General features: G+C 51.4%; 14 protein-coding genes and 1 pseudogene. 5 read left to right on the forward strand and 10 right to left on the reverse strand.

The genetic code is table 11. The features are described from left to right. The first annotated feature begins 86 nt into the window (after positions 1–86). Positions 87–1,076 carry a type IV toxin-antitoxin system AbiEi family antitoxin gene (locus REIFOR_RS09060; RefSeq protein ID WP_452595863.1) on the forward strand — a complete coding sequence of 330 codons (990 nt, stop codon included), beginning with the start codon at positions 87–89 and terminating at the stop codon, positions 1,074–1,076. 238 nt (positions 1,077–1,314) lie between these two features. Here the strand turns inward: REIFOR_RS09060 and vapC are convergent. Together vapC and vapB are read right to left on the reverse strand one after the other, a co-directional pair. Continuing rightward, positions 1,315–1,715 (reverse strand): annotated as a pseudogene (gene vapC / locus REIFOR_RS09070) (type II toxin-antitoxin system tRNA(fMet)-specific endonuclease VapC). After that, on the reverse strand, positions 1,708–1,947 hold the full coding sequence (vapB, locus tag REIFOR_RS09075; protein ID WP_100257248.1) for a type II toxin-antitoxin system VapB family antitoxin: 240 nt from the start codon (positions 1,945–1,947) through the stop codon (positions 1,708–1,710). Before vapB ends, vapC begins: the two are co-directional and overlap by 8 nt. Positions 1,948–2,286: 339 nt before the next feature. On the opposite strand from vapB, the gene REIFOR_RS09080 reads away from it, so the two are divergent. The 4 genes from REIFOR_RS09080 (at position 2,287) to REIFOR_RS09090 (ending at position 4,882) form a co-directional block, all read left to right on the forward strand. Continuing rightward, positions 2,287–3,063, forward strand: a complete 777-nt coding sequence (locus REIFOR_RS09080; RefSeq protein WP_100257249.1) for a beta propeller repeat protein — start codon at positions 2,287–2,289, stop codon at positions 3,061–3,063. Beyond that, positions 3,056–3,565 (forward strand): c-type cytochrome, encoded by a 510-nt coding sequence (locus REIFOR_RS09085; protein ID WP_100257250.1) that lies wholly within the window; start codon positions 3,056–3,058, stop codon positions 3,563–3,565. Before REIFOR_RS09080 ends, REIFOR_RS09085 begins: the two co-directional genes overlap by 8 nt. Positions 3,566–3,635: 70 nt before the next feature. Next, positions 3,636–4,232, forward strand: coding sequence for a hypothetical protein (locus tag REIFOR_RS16780; RefSeq protein WP_145980271.1), 597 nt, complete (start codon positions 3,636–3,638; stop codon positions 4,230–4,232). Further along, positions 4,229–4,882 carry an RES family NAD+ phosphorylase gene (locus REIFOR_RS09090; RefSeq protein ID WP_158524341.1) on the forward strand — a complete coding sequence of 218 codons (654 nt, stop codon included), beginning with the start codon at positions 4,229–4,231 and terminating at the stop codon, positions 4,880–4,882. Before REIFOR_RS16780 ends, REIFOR_RS09090 begins: the two co-directional genes overlap by 4 nt. Before the next feature lie 682 nt (positions 4,883–5,564). On the opposite strand, the gene REIFOR_RS09100 is transcribed toward REIFOR_RS09090, so the two are convergent. The 8 genes from REIFOR_RS09100 to REIFOR_RS09135 form a co-directional block, all read right to left on the reverse strand. Continuing rightward, a complete protein-coding gene (locus REIFOR_RS09100) occupies positions 5,565–6,038 on the reverse strand; it encodes a hypothetical protein (RefSeq protein ID WP_100257253.1) in 474 nt (157 codons plus the stop codon). Positions 6,039–6,274: 236 nt separating this feature from the next. Beyond that, the gene (locus REIFOR_RS09105; protein ID WP_227003650.1) at positions 6,275–6,595 is read right to left on the reverse strand and encodes an immunity 53 family protein; all 321 of its coding nucleotides are present in this window, start codon (positions 6,593–6,595) and stop codon (positions 6,275–6,277) included. A gap of 13 nt (positions 6,596–6,608) precedes the next feature. Beyond that, positions 6,609–7,526 (reverse strand): RHS repeat-associated core domain-containing protein, encoded by a 918-nt coding sequence (locus REIFOR_RS09110; protein ID WP_100257254.1) that lies wholly within the window; start codon positions 7,524–7,526, stop codon positions 6,609–6,611. 10 nt (positions 7,527–7,536) lie between these two features. After that, positions 7,537–11,670 carry a hypothetical protein gene (locus tag REIFOR_RS09115; RefSeq protein WP_100257255.1) on the reverse strand — a complete coding sequence of 1,378 codons (4,134 nt, stop codon included), beginning with the start codon at positions 11,668–11,670 and terminating at the stop codon, positions 7,537–7,539. Positions 11,671–12,015: 345 nt separating this feature from the next. Continuing rightward, positions 12,016–12,918, reverse strand: coding sequence for a type II toxin-antitoxin system HipA family toxin (locus tag REIFOR_RS09120; protein WP_227003651.1), 903 nt, complete (start codon positions 12,916–12,918; stop codon positions 12,016–12,018). Next, on the reverse strand, positions 12,915–13,238 hold the full coding sequence (locus tag REIFOR_RS09125) for a helix-turn-helix domain-containing protein (RefSeq protein WP_100257256.1): 324 nt from the start codon (positions 13,236–13,238) through the stop codon (positions 12,915–12,917). Before REIFOR_RS09125 ends, REIFOR_RS09120 begins: the two co-directional genes overlap by 4 nt. 135 nt (positions 13,239–13,373) lie before the next feature. After that, positions 13,374–14,303: a hypothetical protein gene (locus tag REIFOR_RS09130; protein WP_100257257.1), complete on the reverse strand. Its 930-nt coding sequence runs from the start codon at positions 14,301–14,303 to the stop codon at positions 13,374–13,376. A gap of 265 nt (positions 14,304–14,568) precedes the next feature. Continuing rightward, positions 14,569–16,257 carry a Mur ligase family protein gene (locus REIFOR_RS09135; protein ID WP_100257258.1) on the reverse strand — a complete coding sequence of 563 codons (1,689 nt, stop codon included), beginning with the start codon at positions 16,255–16,257 and terminating at the stop codon, positions 14,569–14,571. Between the last annotated feature and the right edge of the window lie 9 nt (positions 16,258–16,266).

The following is a 16,266-nucleotide window of genomic DNA, read 5'->3' on the forward strand; positions in this document are numbered from 1 at the left end:
GGTGTAGATGAAGGCTCTCTGTTATCTGATGGCACAGATCGAAGATTATGGGGTGGTTCCTGACAAGTAATGCACCTCTACAGACTATGAATAACTGGATTTACAGAGGGAACTGGAATCCATGGAGGAGAAAGCCCCGGTACCCCGCTTCCGGATCAGCAATTCTCTTCCTTGCTGCCTTAGTTTATCAGGAAGTAAAATTTAATACCCTAGGTGTTAAAATAGATACAACTGCAAACCAACTTGTTTATACTAAGCCATATATTCATACCATGAGTGTCAAAATGTCATCTAAGTTAAACTGGTTGGTTACCCATACTTCCCCTGGAGCCATCGTTGTTCAGCACTGGCTGACGGAGAACGGAGTGAGCTACTCCTTAGCTCAAAAGTATGCGCAGACTGGTTGGCTAAAGAAGCTATGTTCCGGTGTTTATTATCGCCCTGATGCCAAGGGAGAACTGAAGCCTAACTGGGTTGATGCCATACAAGCGGTGGATATGCAGTTACATGTTCCCATCCATCTGGCCGGATTAAGTAGCTTAACTCACCAGGGCCTAAGCCACTATTTACAGCTAAATAGAGAGCAAGTGTGGATTGGCGTAGATAATAGGCAGTCATTGCCAAAGTGGTTCCGAGAATTTCCTTATCAGGATTGGTTTTATTGTGGCAATCACAAGCTCGTGACAATTCCAGAGAAGGACTTAAAAACGATTACCGTCAAAGGGAAAGAATTGACAGTCAGTTGTCCTGAACTCGCGGCCTATGAAGTGGTAGACGCAATCGGTAAGCAGATTTCATTTGAGCATGTCGCTGAACTGTTTCAAGGCTTGGTTAACCTTAGCCCTACGAAAGTACAAACTATTCTTGAGCGTAGCCACTCCATTCAAACAAACCGAGTATTCTTGTTTCTGAGCCACCACTATGGCCACCAATGGGCTAAACGCCTGGATGAAAGCGGGATTAAATTGGGGTCCGGCAAGCGTCAGGTTGTAAAAAACGGACGGTATAATGAGCGTTATAGAATTACAGTGCCGGACATATTGAGTATCAAAAATGTAGAGCATGAAAATGGATAGAGATAGTCCGTATTACAAACAGGTTGCGTTACTCATTCGAATGTTACCTGTCGTTGCATCACCTATCTATACGAACCTAGTATTACGGTAGGCCTAACAGTCAACTGGGTCAAGGGGCTTTATGCCCGATGACGCGCCGTGGCTGCTCTGCGTGTCCCTGTGTCAACTACCTTGCAAGACACCGGGCTTTTCTATGCCTTGCCCTACAATAACGCGATCCTAAAACAACAGAGACCGGTCACCTGATCCAGTTTTCGAGTCGGAGACCCTCTACCCGCTCAAACTCTTTCACATTATTAGACACTAAGATGAGCCCTTCGCTCCGCGCATGAGCGGCAATATGAAGATCATTCGCAGCTATAATTCTACCTTTCTCCTCGAGAACCGCTCGGATATCACCATAATGAGCTGCCGCTTTCTGATGATAATCCAGTACCTCAAGCCTCGATACAAAGTCTTCAACCTGTTTCAGGTTATGTTCCTTTTTTTGGCTTTTTCAGCGCCATAGATTAGCTCCACAAAGGTAATTGCACTTATCGATATCTGCCGACTGTGTTCATTGAAACGATCAAGAACATCTAATGGACGCCTTTTCATCACGTAGATAACAATGTTGGTGTCCAGGATGTATTTAATCATCAAATGACTCCCTTTCTTCCGGGGGAAAGTCCTCACGATCGGTTAAGAAATCATCGCTTACGCCCTCCTCAGATAGGAAAAAGGAATCCCAGCTCTTCTCAGCAGGTGAAATAATGCGTTCATTACCCACAACACGAACAACAACGCGTTTTACCGTATCGGGAAATCGAGAATCAGCAGGCAAGCGCACGGCCTGTGATTTATTGTTATAAAAGACAGAGCCAGTGGACATGGTCCTTCTTCCACTATTAATAATGTATATGCACAAAGTATGTACCCCAAATTTAAAGGGCAACTTCCAGCATTCACTTAACGTACCTAGGCTGGCGCTAGAGGCGCTAATTTATAGTGCCGCGAAAAGAGAGAGGGTAAAAGGCAGCATTGTTTGTCCGTGGCGGCCGCAATGCCTGTCACCTCACCGACAAATAATTTACCCAATACCGCTCGGCCCGGTCAATTTCCCAAGCGGATTTAATGCGATACTAACGGCCGAAATCCTAACCCTATGGCACCCCGAATGGCCCCTACCAGATCCCTCCTTTGCCTCCTCGCAGCCCTAAGCGGTCCATTAGTGGGAGTTGCCAGCGCCGCGGAACCGATTCAGTCGCTCGATTGGATCAGCGATTCCGCCCAACTGGTAATTACCCAGACCCACCACATCACACTGTTTGAACCCAGTACCGGCACAGCAAAAGCCTTTGTCTCGCCCGATGTCGACAGTGCGTTAAGCGATGCGACCCTATGGGGGGCGCAAAAACACTTGTTGATCTCAACTCGTGCCGATGGACTCTTCAGCACGGCATTGGCCGCGCCGAACTGGCAGCCTTTGAATCAGGGTCTGGATACCCAAAATCTGGACTTTGTATTCACCAACGTTGCGGTGACCGACATCCTCTATGCGGCCAACCAGACCAGCGTTTACAAATACACCCCCGAAGACCAATGGCTCAATATGGACGGCGGCCCGGGCGGCGTAGTCACAGACTATTTGCACAGTGACATGCCCGACAGCATGGACACCGGTTGGATCTTTGCCACCGGCCAGACCGGTATCGCCTTTACCGCCGACTGCTTCTGCTTTTGGCGCGATGTGAAAGACATGTCCGACGGCTTTTTAGCCTTGGCCTATCAGCCAGAAGAACCCTCTTGGTATTATGCGGCGACCGCAACAACCCTATTCCAAACCCAGGACGGCGCGCGCACCTGGCAGCCGATTACGACGGTGCCCGATAACGCGACCACGGCTCTAGTGTCGGGTCCAATGGGCACCCTGTATCTGGGCACCGCCAGTGGCCAGCTGTGGTCTTTCAACAGCGCCAACAACGACTGGGTAAAGGTATATGAATAGCCTGATCAATAGCCTGGCCAATAACCTGATCAAGCGCTTGATAGTGAACTTTGTAACACGCCTGGCCGACTGCCGGTTACGCCCGGCTCTATTGGCCGTGACGTTGCTACTGGGGCTGTCCACTACTGCGATTAGGGCGGACGAGCCATCTGGGCCAGCCCTGTATCAAACCTTCTGCGCAGCCTGCCATGGTGTCGGCGGCGAAGGCGACCCCACCTGGCCCAAACCCAATGCCCTCGGCGATATACCGCCCCCACCCCACAATGCCAAGGGCCACACCTGGCGCCATTCCGATGACGACCTAGTGATGATGACTCTGAATGGCCATCGCGACCCCTACAACGGTAGCGAGTTTTTGACTATGCCGGCTTTTAAGGGGATCTTAACGGAAGCCCAGGTAGTAGGGATTCTCGACCATTTGAAGACGCTGTGGACCGACAAGCAGTTGGCGGCTCAGGCCGCTTTGAATAGTTCGGTACACATACCAGGTGGTGAGCTCTGAACTGCGATACAGCTGACAATGTGCTTAATTCGGCCCTAGGGTTATAATTAACAACACGAAACGTTAAGGGTTGTTAAGTCTGATTGATATTGCCAGCGCGCAACGCATCATTGAAGAATCGGGTTTGGGTAGCCCAGAGTCGGTATTGATCGGGATAGCGCGTTCCCTAGTCAATCGCCCCTTTAACGCGCCCGATCGAGCCGTTGCCGTGCTCTCTAACGATGAACGCGATTTTCTGCTGGCCGGCGGCGCAGTCGGCGTCAATAGCTCCGTTGACTCAGAACTTATGCTCAACCATCTGGCCGATGTGGCCATTGAAATGGAAGCTCTGCGGCGGCGCTCAGTCCTCTTCGCCGATGCCGCTAAACTGCTCCAGGTATCAAAGCCTCGTATCTCCCAAATGACCGCCCAGCAGGCTTTGTACTGTTTTCGGTTGGATGATCTGGCCTACTACCCGTTATGGCAATTTATCGACGGAAAAATACTGCCCGGCATGAAAGCGGTATTGCTTGGAACGGGCGGAGATGTGCATCCGCTGTCGATACATCGTTTTTTTAATACCGAGCTTGCGGAACTGTCACTCGAAGACGTGCCCGTTACACCGATCCAATGGCTAAAAAATGGTGGCAATACCGATATTTTAACGCAATTGGTGGCGCAATTGTGACCGCCAAGTTCCCCAACCCACCCACGGCAGAGGCCTTAGCCCTGATCAAACCGGTGGTGTTAGTACTACCTGCGGCAACCGTCATCAGCCGGCTCTTCCCTACATCGGGCCGCTACCCATCGAACTGGAACGAATTCCGACACGTTGGCCCCTTAGCCAGTCGATTTGACCATCATCTAATTAGCAATTCAAGGTCCACCAACGCGGCCGCGCAAGAGCGAGGCATTCTCTACGGCGCCCATGGCGCAAATCATATCCCCACCGCCCTCGCTGAATACTTCCAGAGTACCCGCCTTATTGACCGTCGGGCCAACAGCCCTGTTTTGGCCGGTTTCGCTTTGCGACGCGACATCCAACTGCTGGATCTGCAAGGCCCGTTCTGCACCCGAATCGGCGCATCAACAGCGATCAACTCAGGCAGCCGAATCCGGGCGCAGCGTTGGGCGAAAGCAATTTATGAGGCGTGGCCAGCACTGGACGGTATTGCATACCGTTCCTCAATGTTTGGCCCTGAACCGGCCATCGCGCTGTTTGAACGCGCCAAGTCCGCCCTACCCAGCCAGACGGTTTTTCATCGCAATCTGTCGGACACCGCCATGACCACGGTGGTTTATAAAACCGGGCAAAAACTCGGTTACACCGTGGTGTGAATGGTGGTGCTTTAGCTGCTGTTGTATTTGATACGGTCAACTGGTGGGCTTACTGGGCTGAGCGCAATAGCCGCCTAGGACCCTACTTTTAACATCGGTTATAAAAGGGGGGATTACAAGACCAGGTTTCCAGAGATTCGACTACCCTCTAAAAAGAACCGGAACAAGAACAAACAAATTCCTAACGACCACCCCAAACATAATCACACATATAACAAGGCTTAAAGGTATAAAATATTTTTTACTCAGTTCTTTAGATTTCTCAATTCCGTATTTTTCTACTATGTATTTAGCCTTATGTGACGTCCTCAAGTAGTAGTCAAGATCCTCGGGATTAACTAAAGACTTAACGCTTATCGTGGTGACATATATTGCCAAAATCAAGATTACTATTGTGTAAAATACGGACAGTTGATATGAGTCCATGTTATTTAGTCCTATTTATAAATTAATGTTAATTGTTTTACTATACGCGTTCTGCACAGCCAATTCAGATAGCAAACACCAATTCCGGCAGGTATCAAGTATGTTATTATTTTCTCATTACTTTCAACATTCCACCTTCAATTTTCGCTTCTGAATCTTGTCTAATTATAATTACTAACGGGCTCATTAGGTTCGAACTTTTCAGCTTCCTAATAGCTGATCCTTTTTATTATACCCACAGCTTTACTGTGACCTATTATTGCCCACGAAAATACGCCTTTCTCTTACTAATTAGAAACGCAATCAGGATATAGACTAACAGTGATGCACCCAGCATGCCGGCGAAAGCGGTGGGAGAAAATAGCATTGGTAACGCCTCCTCCTGAATCGGCAACCCCATGCTTTCTTTGCTCATTCTATATGCCTGCTTCATGCCTTCGATATTTAATAGCCCAAGACCGCATGCCAGTAAATTGTAGATAGCTGCGGCGATTAATGCCGAATATGCAACCTTAATACCGATCAATTTGGGTTTGATTAGAAAAAACAACGAGCTTAAATTAAGCATAAGAACTGAGACAGCTAAGATAAAAAATAGAGGGGTTAATCCGGCACTACTATACGCAAAATAGTCATTGGTGCTCTGGTGGCGGTACAGCAACTCGATATCCATTCCAACAGCCCACAGAAACCAAATAATCAAAACCCAAATGATCTTGCCTTTTTTCATGAGTACTCCTTAAATTTAAAGTGGAAAAACGCGAGGTACTTCCTAGTTAAACCCCATTTTTGGATCATGTACAACTGTCAAAAAACCAATATGGACAATCTTTAAGAGCAAGTGATAGATAACCTTGCGTTTTTAAATTGATGCAATTTTTTTGGTATAATCCTCACCCCAAAGAAGAAATACCCATTCAACCCACCCTTTCTAATAAAAATTACTGCATCAGGGTTTATCAATATTTACGCCTCGATACTCTCCGCCCAAACAAGAAATACGTTAAGTAATTCTGCTAAATTTCCTGGACCTCCATACCCCTGAAACTCACCATCTTTTACATTACACGTAATCCAGTCATGCTCGTCTTCTCTTTGTAAAACTATTTTTTTAAAACCAATATCATAGAGGTATGTGTCTTTAATTTCGATTTTTAACGACCAACCAGGATTGTCAATATTACTAATGAATATCCCGTAGGTGTGCTCCCAGTCATCGTTACACATCCTCTTGTACCAGCTTTGAATTTTAGCAAGTACATCGGTACTGTTTTCCATCGTAGTCATATGTATTTCCCATTCATCTCGGTATTTCATCAGCGGTAGCAGGGCGTACACCACCTGGAATACCCTTTCCTTGGGTATGAGGTGTGGGTATGGCGTCACCAGTGTTTTTATTGATATGGGGCGCCCCAGTCAAATCGGTACTTTGTACCTTGTCAAATCCGCTTGGGTTCTTAACGTTTGGCGTGTATGTTTCATGACGAGTTATTTTCCCCGTCTGCGGGTCTGTTTTCCAAGTTGTATGGGCACCTTCAGCATCAGGATGAGGCTCTACCTTATTCCGTTTTGCCTTTTTTGCCTTCTTAACAACCGCAACCACATCATCAGCATGCTTCGCTCCCTGCCGTAATATCCCCACACCACCCGGAACACCCGGTATCAGTGCCATGCCGGCATCGAATGCGACGCCTACTACATCTAAGGCGGCCGACCCGTAGTTGCCTTCCTTAATATTATTAATTGCACTGGATATACCAAAGCCAATGCTAACAAATTCAATGGCTAGGTCAAAATACTCCCCATCCGGATCATAAAAAGTATAGGGATTATTATTCCCATACAAATACCGATTAAACGATAAGGTATTGCCTGCGTTAAACCCGACCGGGTCGGGCGACATAAAGCGGCCCAATTCGCTGTTGTACCAGCGGGCACCCATATTGGTCAGGTTGGACTCGGGGTAATACTCGTGGCCGGCGTAGCTCACTGTCTCGGCGGCGCCTTGGGTTTTGGGGTCACCGTAGGCGCTGTATTCCCGTATCCATAAGACCGCGCCGGTTTCGTTGGTGGCCATAATCGGGCTGCCGAGGTGGTCGTGGTGGTAAAAGGTAATGGTTTCCCCAGCCGCGTTGGCACTCACCAGGGTGGATAGCAGCCCGGTACCGAGCAACAGGGCCGCTAGGAGGAGCATTGAACATCGGTTGATCAATTTCATATGTGTCTCCTTAGCCCCAGGGGATTTGGTTTGGATCTAACGGTGGATTTTGGCAGTTGAAGTTCGGCTTACGTTGCCAGGCGCGCCACGATTTGGATTGGGTGCGGTACTTGCCGCTGGAGCGGCCGAGAAGGTCCGTCCGGCCGGTGTTCATCAGTTCGGGCCGGCGGTAGAGCGACACCTGGTAATGTTGGTAACAGTAATAGTGCCGCCAGGTACCACTGGATACGTATTCACGGCGCACGCCCCCGTTGGCGGTTTTGGTTTGGTATTCATACAGCCATTGATCGCCAGTACTGCCGTGAGGAACGCCCGCAGAATCCCGTTGTTGGATAAATAACCACTTTTCCCGGCGCACTGGGCTGACCTCGGCCAGGGCCCCTTCATTGGGAAATATTTGGTGATTCCAACTGTCGTAGGCATTCGTGCCGCAGTCGCCGACAAAGGCGACCGCTGCGGTACCGCCGTGGGTTAGTCCGCCGCTATCTAGATAGGCTTGGGTAACGGTACCCTTCTGCAGATAGACTGGGCGGTGATATAGGTAGGTTTTTTTGCGCGCTATGTCTTCTTGGTAATCGCATTCCACATAGTCGAGTACGTATTGGCCATCGCGCTTCGCCATAAGGCGGTTATCGAGATAGATCAGGTTCGAGGTCACGTCGCTGGCGGGCCGCTCCTCAAACATCAGACGGCCGCTGGGATCGTAGAGGGTGTAATGGTATGGCTGGCCATTTTTTAGAGTGAGCAGTTTGTTGTGATTGCCATCGTATAGATAGTTCCAGGTGATGCCGTTGTTGTTATCGTATTCAACCAATAGCTTGTCATCCGAATAACCATAGCTGTCGCCGCCATAGGTCATCACTCGGCCGTCGGGTGAATAGCCGAGCAGTTGGTTTAAGCCATTTTTCTTGACCGAGCTGAGCCGATTGGACACAGGGCTGTAGAGGTAATCGATCACCTGATTGCCGGTTTGCTTGCGCACCAAATCCCCTATCGGCGAATAGCTAAAGGACTCAATCACTCCGCCCTGGGCATTTTTCACCTGCTTTAATTGATAAAGTTGGTCGAAGCTGAAGTTGAGACTCTTAGCCGGATTGAGTCGATCGGTAATGCCCGACACATAGGTGCCATTGCTAAATTGGTAGGCCTTACTCCACAGGTTGGCGTGTTGAATGCCACTGATCTGGCCGCTGTCGGCTGACTGTTGATAGTTCGATACCAGGCCATTGCCATAGCGCAGCGATTTCAAAGCGCCGTTAGGCCAGTATTGGATTTGACTGATGTAGTCGCCCACTTGGGTGCTTTGGCCGATCCGATTGGGTTGGTAACCCACCACCTCGCGATCTGGGTATTGCACCGTATTGAGCACGCCTTCTGGGCTGTAACTGTAGGCAAAGTCCCACACCAGCTCACCGACATCATCGATGTTCTTGCCATGGCTAACCGTTTGCGGACCAGTGGGCCCGCGCGGCGGCAGCGATCGACCGGAATAGTTGGAATAGATCGGATAGGTATTGATCACGGCTGGTACGGCTTGGGAGGTGATATGAGTAAGCTGGGCGGTTAGAATTTGATCGTCCTTATCGGTGGTGTAGGCCCAGTTCAAACCATTCTTGCGCAGGGTTTGGCGACGATTCAGGTCGTCGTAGGTGTGCGTGACATTGAGGCTTGGGGTGGTAAATATTTCCGCGGTTAGGCGGCCGAGGCCGTCGTATTGGTAGCGCACCGGGCTGTCTTCATTAATCTTTCGGTAGACGAGCTGGCCGTTGGCATCGTATTGATACTGCACCAGGCCGGTTTCGGGCGTGGAATAGGAAGCCAATAGGCCTTCCGCGTTGTAATTGAAGTATTGGGTTTTACCGACCGCCACAACCTTGTCGAGCAAACCATTGTCTAGATAGCTCATATTGACCTGTGTGGCAGCGCTGGGGTGATCGCCGCCGGCGGGATGACGCACCTCGACCACCGCTTCGGAACCGAAGTCACCGAACAGGCGGCTTTTCTCATATTTCACCACCCCTTCTTTATCGGTTACTTTTATCTCAAACGGACCGATATAATCGAGCTGGGTTAGGCTGCCGTCGGCGCCGCGAATTTCATAGCGCAGGCCGTTAGGGTGTTGTTTGAAAAGAGTTCGATTGGCATCGGTCACATTTTGGCTATAGGGCATCGGCACCGATTGGGATTTCACGCTGCCATCATCATTGTGCTGATAGTCCACCTTATAATGGTAGGCCGAACCGGTGCCAACCCCAGTGCCATTCACCTCTACTCGGTAGGCCATGCCCAAGCCATTAAAGTGAGTTGTCTCGGATTGAGTGCCATTGATCCGGCTGGTCGAAAAGCCACCGCTGGCCGGGTAATCGTAGGAGTACAGAATGGTCGCTCGGCTGGCCTCGGCTGGCTGTTCCCATTCCAGCTTGCCAAACACATCAAAGCCATAACGGGTGGTGCGATTCCCCCATCGGGTCTGCGCAGTAATCTGGCCCTCGCTCACCGTTCGGGAAGCACGGTAGCCTTCCGGTCCGGCCACTTTGCGGGCCACACCCTGGTGGTAGTCGTGGTAGGTGGTGACGTTTAACAGGGGGTCGGTCACGCGGCTCAATTCATCGTAGGCGCCATAGTCGTATCGGGTGATGCGCCCGTTTTCCGATCGACTCTGCACCAACCCATTGGCGTGGTAGCGGTTAATGGTTTTATAGGGCAACCCGCTAATGCCGCTCTCTGCCACTAGGCCCAGATGATGAATGCCGGGCAATTGGGCGTAGCGGGTGTAGGTTTCGATGCTGGGAAACAGATCCGATGCGCCAGGTGACTGCCCCTCGCTCGATGCCGTGCTGGGGTAGCTGTAACGGGTGAGCTGAGGGCGGTAATAGCGGTCAAAATCGCTGAGGGTTTTTTTAACGCTGCCGATCCAAACAAACTGACCGCCGGCGTTGGGTACCCAACGCTTCTCAACGCTCTCCTTAAGCACGGCGTGAGAACGCCTGCTCGCATTGGCAGTCCCTGCTGGCGGGGCATAGGCCTGCAGATACTGCATGCGCTTGTCAGTGTAGGTGCCAGCGTTGTCGAACTGGGTTTGCTGTAACAGGGCGCCGTTTTGCCAGTTGTAGACGGTACTGTTGGGGGACCACTTTTCATAAAAGCGGTAGGCCATTTGGTAAACCCCGTGGTTGGCGGTGGTCACCAAGGCGCCGTCGCTGTCACGCCTATAGAGGTAGCCAATGCTGTAGCTGCCGTGGGCCGGAATACTGAACTGGCGCGAGGCGACTCTGGGTGTGTTGTGGGGCGCGTCCAAGCGACTGGCGGCGTAGACCACCGTGACGCAAGCGCCTAATGGATTGCATACGCGCTGCTGGGTTGCCGAATCGTAGTGGTATTGCCAGGTGCCACCGCCCTGATAGGTGACGGTCAGTTGTTTTGACCGATTCGTGATGGCAAACCGGGCGATGGGTTCGGTCCGGGTATTGATCGTCACCTTGTCGGTATCGATCACAAATTGATTGAACCGTGAGGTCAGTTCCAGTGTCTGCACACTTAATAGATTTAACCTCAAATAGTTGCCTGCGCTATCCATCAAGGTGCTGGGCAGCCCCAATTGGCGTTGCGCCAAGTAGGCATTGGCCGCACTGTCGCGATAGTAATATCGCAGGCCCTCTGGGGACGTTAGCTGAAGCCGGTAAGAGGCGTCGTCGGGCGTGCAATCGAGTTGCCAATTTGAATTAGACAGATACACGCCCTGCCCGGCATCGAAATGGTCTGGTAAGAAGGTCACCGTGCTGCCCGAATGCACTCTAAAGGCGGCGGGGTTGGCTAGGCTAATGGAGCTACAATAGGCACTGGAAACAGCCCGGGTCTGGCCCAAACTATAGAGATCATAGAGTGCCGCGTAACCGCCCGGTAAGGCGCCGCTGCCTAAGGCAAAGGATCGGACTAAGGGAAACTGACTGTGGCTGCCGAGCTGAATATTGTAGTCATTTTGCAGTACGGCAGAGGTGCCAGTGTAGTGATCGATAATGTCCAGACCGTAACTTTGACTGAGCGGTCGGCCGGCGGGTTCGGTGTCTGTCCAATTGGCATGGGTTAACGAACTCAGGGTAATAAAAACTGCAATTAGCCCTACCCGAGGTAGGATGTTGGGCATCTGGTTTATCCTTTTTGTTAGTGATGATCAAAAAAAAGGATTTTGTCTGTCAGAAAAATGTAAGGCAATAGTGTGTTTGATTTTTTGTGACGAAAATCTAAAAAAATTTAATATGGGGGCGGGGGTGGATTGCCTATGAATTTTCGTAAAAAAATACGACATGCGAACGCTAACTATTCCTTAACCGCGAGTTAGTTGTCTTTGTGGTGTTAATTTTAAAGTCTTTGTGTAGCCTGCCCCAATGGTCTTTCAATCCTTCTTTGTGTCCATCATGCATCGGCAGTGCCTCTAGCGCGTCAGGCCATAGCTCGCGTGCCTTGCTTAGCGTGTCAACTAGATGTGGTTTTATGGCCCGCCATGGGATACCTGATTTTTCTGCCCACAATTGGAAATGCGCCATTGAGGCACCATAAAATTCCTTCGTTTTGCCGAGGTGTATTTTTCGTGTGGGTACTTCACCAAAATCTGTGCGAAGTCTTCCATGTGGATACGCTGGTCATCCTCACGATCAAAACGTTTGATGGCAAAGGCCTGCTTCTCGTCGGGTAAGTTAATTTGTGGCAGATTATCAAGTTTGTCCAGATCAACGAGTTTGATCTCAGGTATATCAACACCTACTAGCCCAGCAAGAGACATTGAAGTATATTCGTTCAGCGGTACATATTTGTGTTTTGTTGATGCGGTTTTAATGATCCAGTCACCTAGTACATCCCCCTTTGATAGATTATAGCGCCCATCCTTTTCCTTCATGGAAAATTTCATCTGCACGCCAGCCAAGGAAAACTTGTTGTCTTGGCTGATTTTAACGAATTTAATCGCCTTGGCCTTACCATGCGCGCTTAATACGGAGTCGAGCAAATAGTCAGGAACATCTTCAGGCTCCATGGGTATTGCTTTGATAGCCCCAGGTAAATCTTCACCGAGATACGAGAGAAGGTGAAACTCATTATCAACGTGCACCTTCAGACCTTGTGCTATCAGCTCACGTAAAGAGCCTTCTGGCAGTAGGTTTGACAGTATAGGGTGCAGCCTTTGATTCCGCGCCCACGGCTCTGCCATTAACTTGGCTGCGTTGGGGAAGTTGGGGTGGGTAATCAAGCTAAAGGTCGGTCGGTTAGGACTATTTTTAAACGCATCCGCGATGCTCAAAACATTGCGGCCATTCTTGAAGCCCGATAGGTAGCCGACGAGTGTTCCATGGAGGATGAGCTGCAATACAGTCACTTCATCGCGGATGTCTGTTGTCATTCCGTTTCTCCCAGCAGTCCCTGCCAGGGATCATCGTTTAATGACCTCGGGTTTTCTTGGGATGATTGGCTTGGCTGAATAGATTTGCTGGCATCATCTGCCAGTATAGCCAACACAGGGGTTAGCTTTTCCTGTGGAATCAGCAATAATTCGCTCTGCAGCCCCTTGGCAATGAGTTCAAGGGTATCGAGCCGAGGATTGCCTTTGGATTCCAGCCGCTGATACTGCTGCCGTGACATGCCGACGCGCAGCAGCATATCGTGCTGTTTGAGTGCCTGTGCAATGCGACGTGTTTTAATCTGCTCGAGCAAGGACCCCATAAAGCACCTTATATGTTGCTAATTATAAATTAGAAACATATTAGCTTCTTATTAAATAACTAGCAACATATTGGTTGCTTTTTCTCACATCTACCGCTCCAAGGCACAGTTATAACCGGATAGCCCTTCCGTGCCCTACAAAAAGGTCACATGCCGAGAACTGCGCACGATCTCAATCTGCCAACCTTTCAGTTCGGTACCGCCACAAATATGATTGGCCAGATTGGCGCGTCCCCCGTTGTGCCACAGACCACAGGCATGAGCGACTTCATGCGCCAGGCAGATCGGGTCCTTACCCTCAATGGTGACATAGTCGGTGAAGGGCCCGAGTGAGCAGCCCTTGTTGTTGGCCACAGCGCGCACCGCAAAGACCACAACCGGGGCGGCATAGCCAATAAGGCGCAAAAAGGCGCTGTCAAAGCACTGCACATTGGCGTTGTTCTCGTAATAGGTGCCGGCAAGCCACAGGTCGTCGCCGAGCGCGCCGGCACCACAGTTAGGGTCCAGGTTGGCTTTGGGTGCCGGAGAGGCCAGGGTGTGGATCGCGCTGACGATGAATTTTACGTTGCAGGTATCCTTATATATCTGCTTGGCCTTATCGATATCCGGCTGCAAGCTGGCGGCGGTGGCCATCGGATTGCGTTTCTCATCGATCAAAATAATGATGCAGACTCTAAGCTTTTTGGGCAGGTGCAGCCCGAAGATGCCGGCCAGCACGTCGAGCAGGCTGATAATACGCCAGAACAGATCGATCAAGCCGTGCCAGATCAGGCCAATTAAACGGCCAATAATGGGGATAGACAAAATCAACCCCACGACCACGGCGAGAAAGTTGAGTACCGAGGTCACGATCTGACAGACCACATAGGTAAGCCATTTACCCACCCACACCACCACCCAGCGAACCACCTTGACCAGCGTTGTGACCAGCCAGCAGAACCATCGACGCGGATCATACCATTTGCGTTTCTTGCAGCGTTTTTCGGTTTTTTCGACCCACTCATCAATCGGTTGTTCAATTTTCTCTTCCACCCACTTTTTATAGTTGCGACAGATCTTGGCCATTGTGGAGCTCCTTATCGTTATTTGGCATTCGACTTCACATGTGGATTGCGCGTTAGTGACATAGCTAACGGCTCAGTTCTATCACAGAGTTCGACGATTTTGCGTGATGGGGATCGCAACGATTAAGGCGGGTCGAGGCGATTATTTTGATCGCTTCGGGGTCAGTAGGTGATGTGGCCAGAATGGCCTAGGGGAATTGCAGTCGATTGGGTATGTGCGGCGGTTGACGCAGCGCTTTATGGAGCATAAAGCGCTGGCTGTCGGGCTAGCCCAGATTAAGCAACTCAACAATGTCATCGCGATCCGACAAGGCAAACAACAGCGCCAATTCAGACGCTTGCAGCTGGCTGACAATGCGTTTGGTGCCGGCCACCGGATCGGCGGCGTATTCGATCGCGCTGTCGGCCATGCCGCTGGCCCGGGCGGCCTGGGCAATCAGGTCGGTGACTTCACCCGGCTTGCGGCCGCGATAATAGACCGGCAAGTCGGCGGCGATCAGCAGATCGGGCTGCATGACCATTGCGGCGCTGGTGGCGGCCAATATTTCTCGATCCGATCGGTCCCCGGCCATGCTCAGCATCAGGTATTTACGCTGTGCCGGCAGCTTGGCCAGGGTATTGGCCATGGCCTCAATGCCGTGCAGATTGTGGGCAAAATCGAGGATGACCCGGGCGCCCTTGACTTCAAACTGATTGCCTCGGCCCGGGTTATCGTTCACGTTACTGGCAAACTGCTCCAGGGCGCTGGCAATGTCGGCTCTATCCAGCCCGAGGCACTGGGCCACGCCGATGGCTCCTAAGGCATTGCTGATATTGTGCACCGCAGCGCCCTGCAAGGTCATCGGTATGGCGTCGACGGCTACCATATCGTGCTCGGCTTGGCCGTCGAAGTAGACCAGCATGCCGGCGCGCATAAAGCAGACCGGGCCGTTCGCGGCCCGATGACGCGCAATCACCTCGTTGTGTTCGGACAATGCAAACCAGCATTGGCGCACGCTGAGCGGTTCGGCGTAAGTCACCAAGAGCGGGTCGTCGGCATTCAGCACCAGCGTACCGCCCGACAGGGCCTTGCTGACCACCAGCTTGGTCTGCGCCAGGGCCTCCACAGTGTTAATGCCGTATTGGCCCAGATGGTCTTCTGCGACGTTGGTCACCAGGCATACATCGACTGGATCGATCGGCAGACCACGACGTAAGATGCCGCCGCGGGCGACCTCTAATATTGCGACCTCGGTCTTGGGGTGACGCAAGACGATGCGCGCCCCCCCGGGACCGGAGAAATCGCCGCGATCGATAATGTCGCTGCCAATGCGAATAAAATCGGTTGAGGTCACGCCACAACGACGCCCTGAGGCTTCGACCATGGCCGATAAGATGCGCACACTGGTCGATTTACCATTGGTACCGGTGACCATCGCGACCGGTATGTTCTGGTAATCGGCCCAGTGGATGTCCGCCGGGGCGGGTAAGGCGGCGATCGGCCACACTTGAGCGCTCGGTCCGGCACCGAGCGAGAACGCATCGTCATCGGCTAGGCCGACCACGCCCTGCTGCTTAGCCAGGGCCAATAAATCGAGCAGCTCTGGATGCGCCTCGGCGGCAATCGCGCTACGCAGTCGCTCGATGCAACCGGGCCAGGTCTCCTCAGCCGTTTGGCTGGTGAGGTCGGCCCGGGCAAACTCCCAGGCCGCCTCATTGAGTTCGCAGGCGCTGTAGAGGGCATCCACGGGTGCACTGATGGCCACGCTAATGCCATTTTCAAAAATACGCGCGCAGGTCTGTTCATCGGGCCATGCCACAGCCCGCAGCAGTTGGTGGGCAAAATCCTGCCAGCGGGCGACCACGGTGGCCTTGTCGATGCCCTGCACAAAACCGTCGATAATGGCGCCCGGGTGATCCCAGAGCAGGCTTTTGCCGGTCAGTCGTCGGCTGTCATCCAATTGAATATTTATCATCGAGACGAC

The organism is Reinekea forsetii (assembly GCF_002795845.1).
GTDB classification, from domain to species: domain Bacteria; phylum Pseudomonadota; class Gammaproteobacteria; order Pseudomonadales; family Natronospirillaceae; genus Reinekea; species Reinekea forsetii.

Coding starts and splice junctions, on each gene's coding strand:
- REIFOR_RS09060 (WP_452595863.1), top strand. CDS start 87: ATGAATAACTGGATTTACAGAGGGAACTGGAATCCATGGAGGAGAAAG.
- vapB (WP_100257248.1), bottom strand. CDS start 1,947: ATGTCCACTGGCTCTGTCTTTTATAACAATAAATCACAGGCCGTGCGC.
- REIFOR_RS09085 (WP_100257250.1), top strand. CDS start 3,056: ATGAATAGCCTGATCAATAGCCTGGCCAATAACCTGATCAAGCGCTTG.
- REIFOR_RS09100 (WP_100257253.1), bottom strand. CDS start 6,038: ATGAAAAAAGGCAAGATCATTTGGGTTTTGATTATTTGGTTTCTGTGG.
- REIFOR_RS09105 (WP_227003650.1), bottom strand. CDS start 6,595: ATGACTACGATGGAAAACAGTACCGATGTACTTGCTAAAATTCAAAGC.
- REIFOR_RS09110 (WP_100257254.1), bottom strand. CDS start 7,526: ATGAAATTGATCAACCGATGTTCAATGCTCCTCCTAGCGGCCCTGTTG.
- REIFOR_RS09115 (WP_100257255.1), bottom strand. CDS start 11,670: ATGCCCAACATCCTACCTCGGGTAGGGCTAATTGCAGTTTTTATTACC.
- REIFOR_RS09120 (WP_227003651.1), bottom strand. CDS start 12,918: ATGACAACAGACATCCGCGATGAAGTGACTGTATTGCAGCTCATCCTC.
- REIFOR_RS09125 (WP_100257256.1), bottom strand. CDS start 13,238: ATGGGGTCCTTGCTCGAGCAGATTAAAACACGTCGCATTGCACAGGCA.
- REIFOR_RS09130 (WP_100257257.1), bottom strand. CDS start 14,303: ATGGCCAAGATCTGTCGCAACTATAAAAAGTGGGTGGAAGAGAAAATT.
- REIFOR_RS09135 (WP_100257258.1), bottom strand. CDS start 16,257: ATGATAAATATTCAATTGGATGACAGCCGACGACTGACCGGCAAAAGC.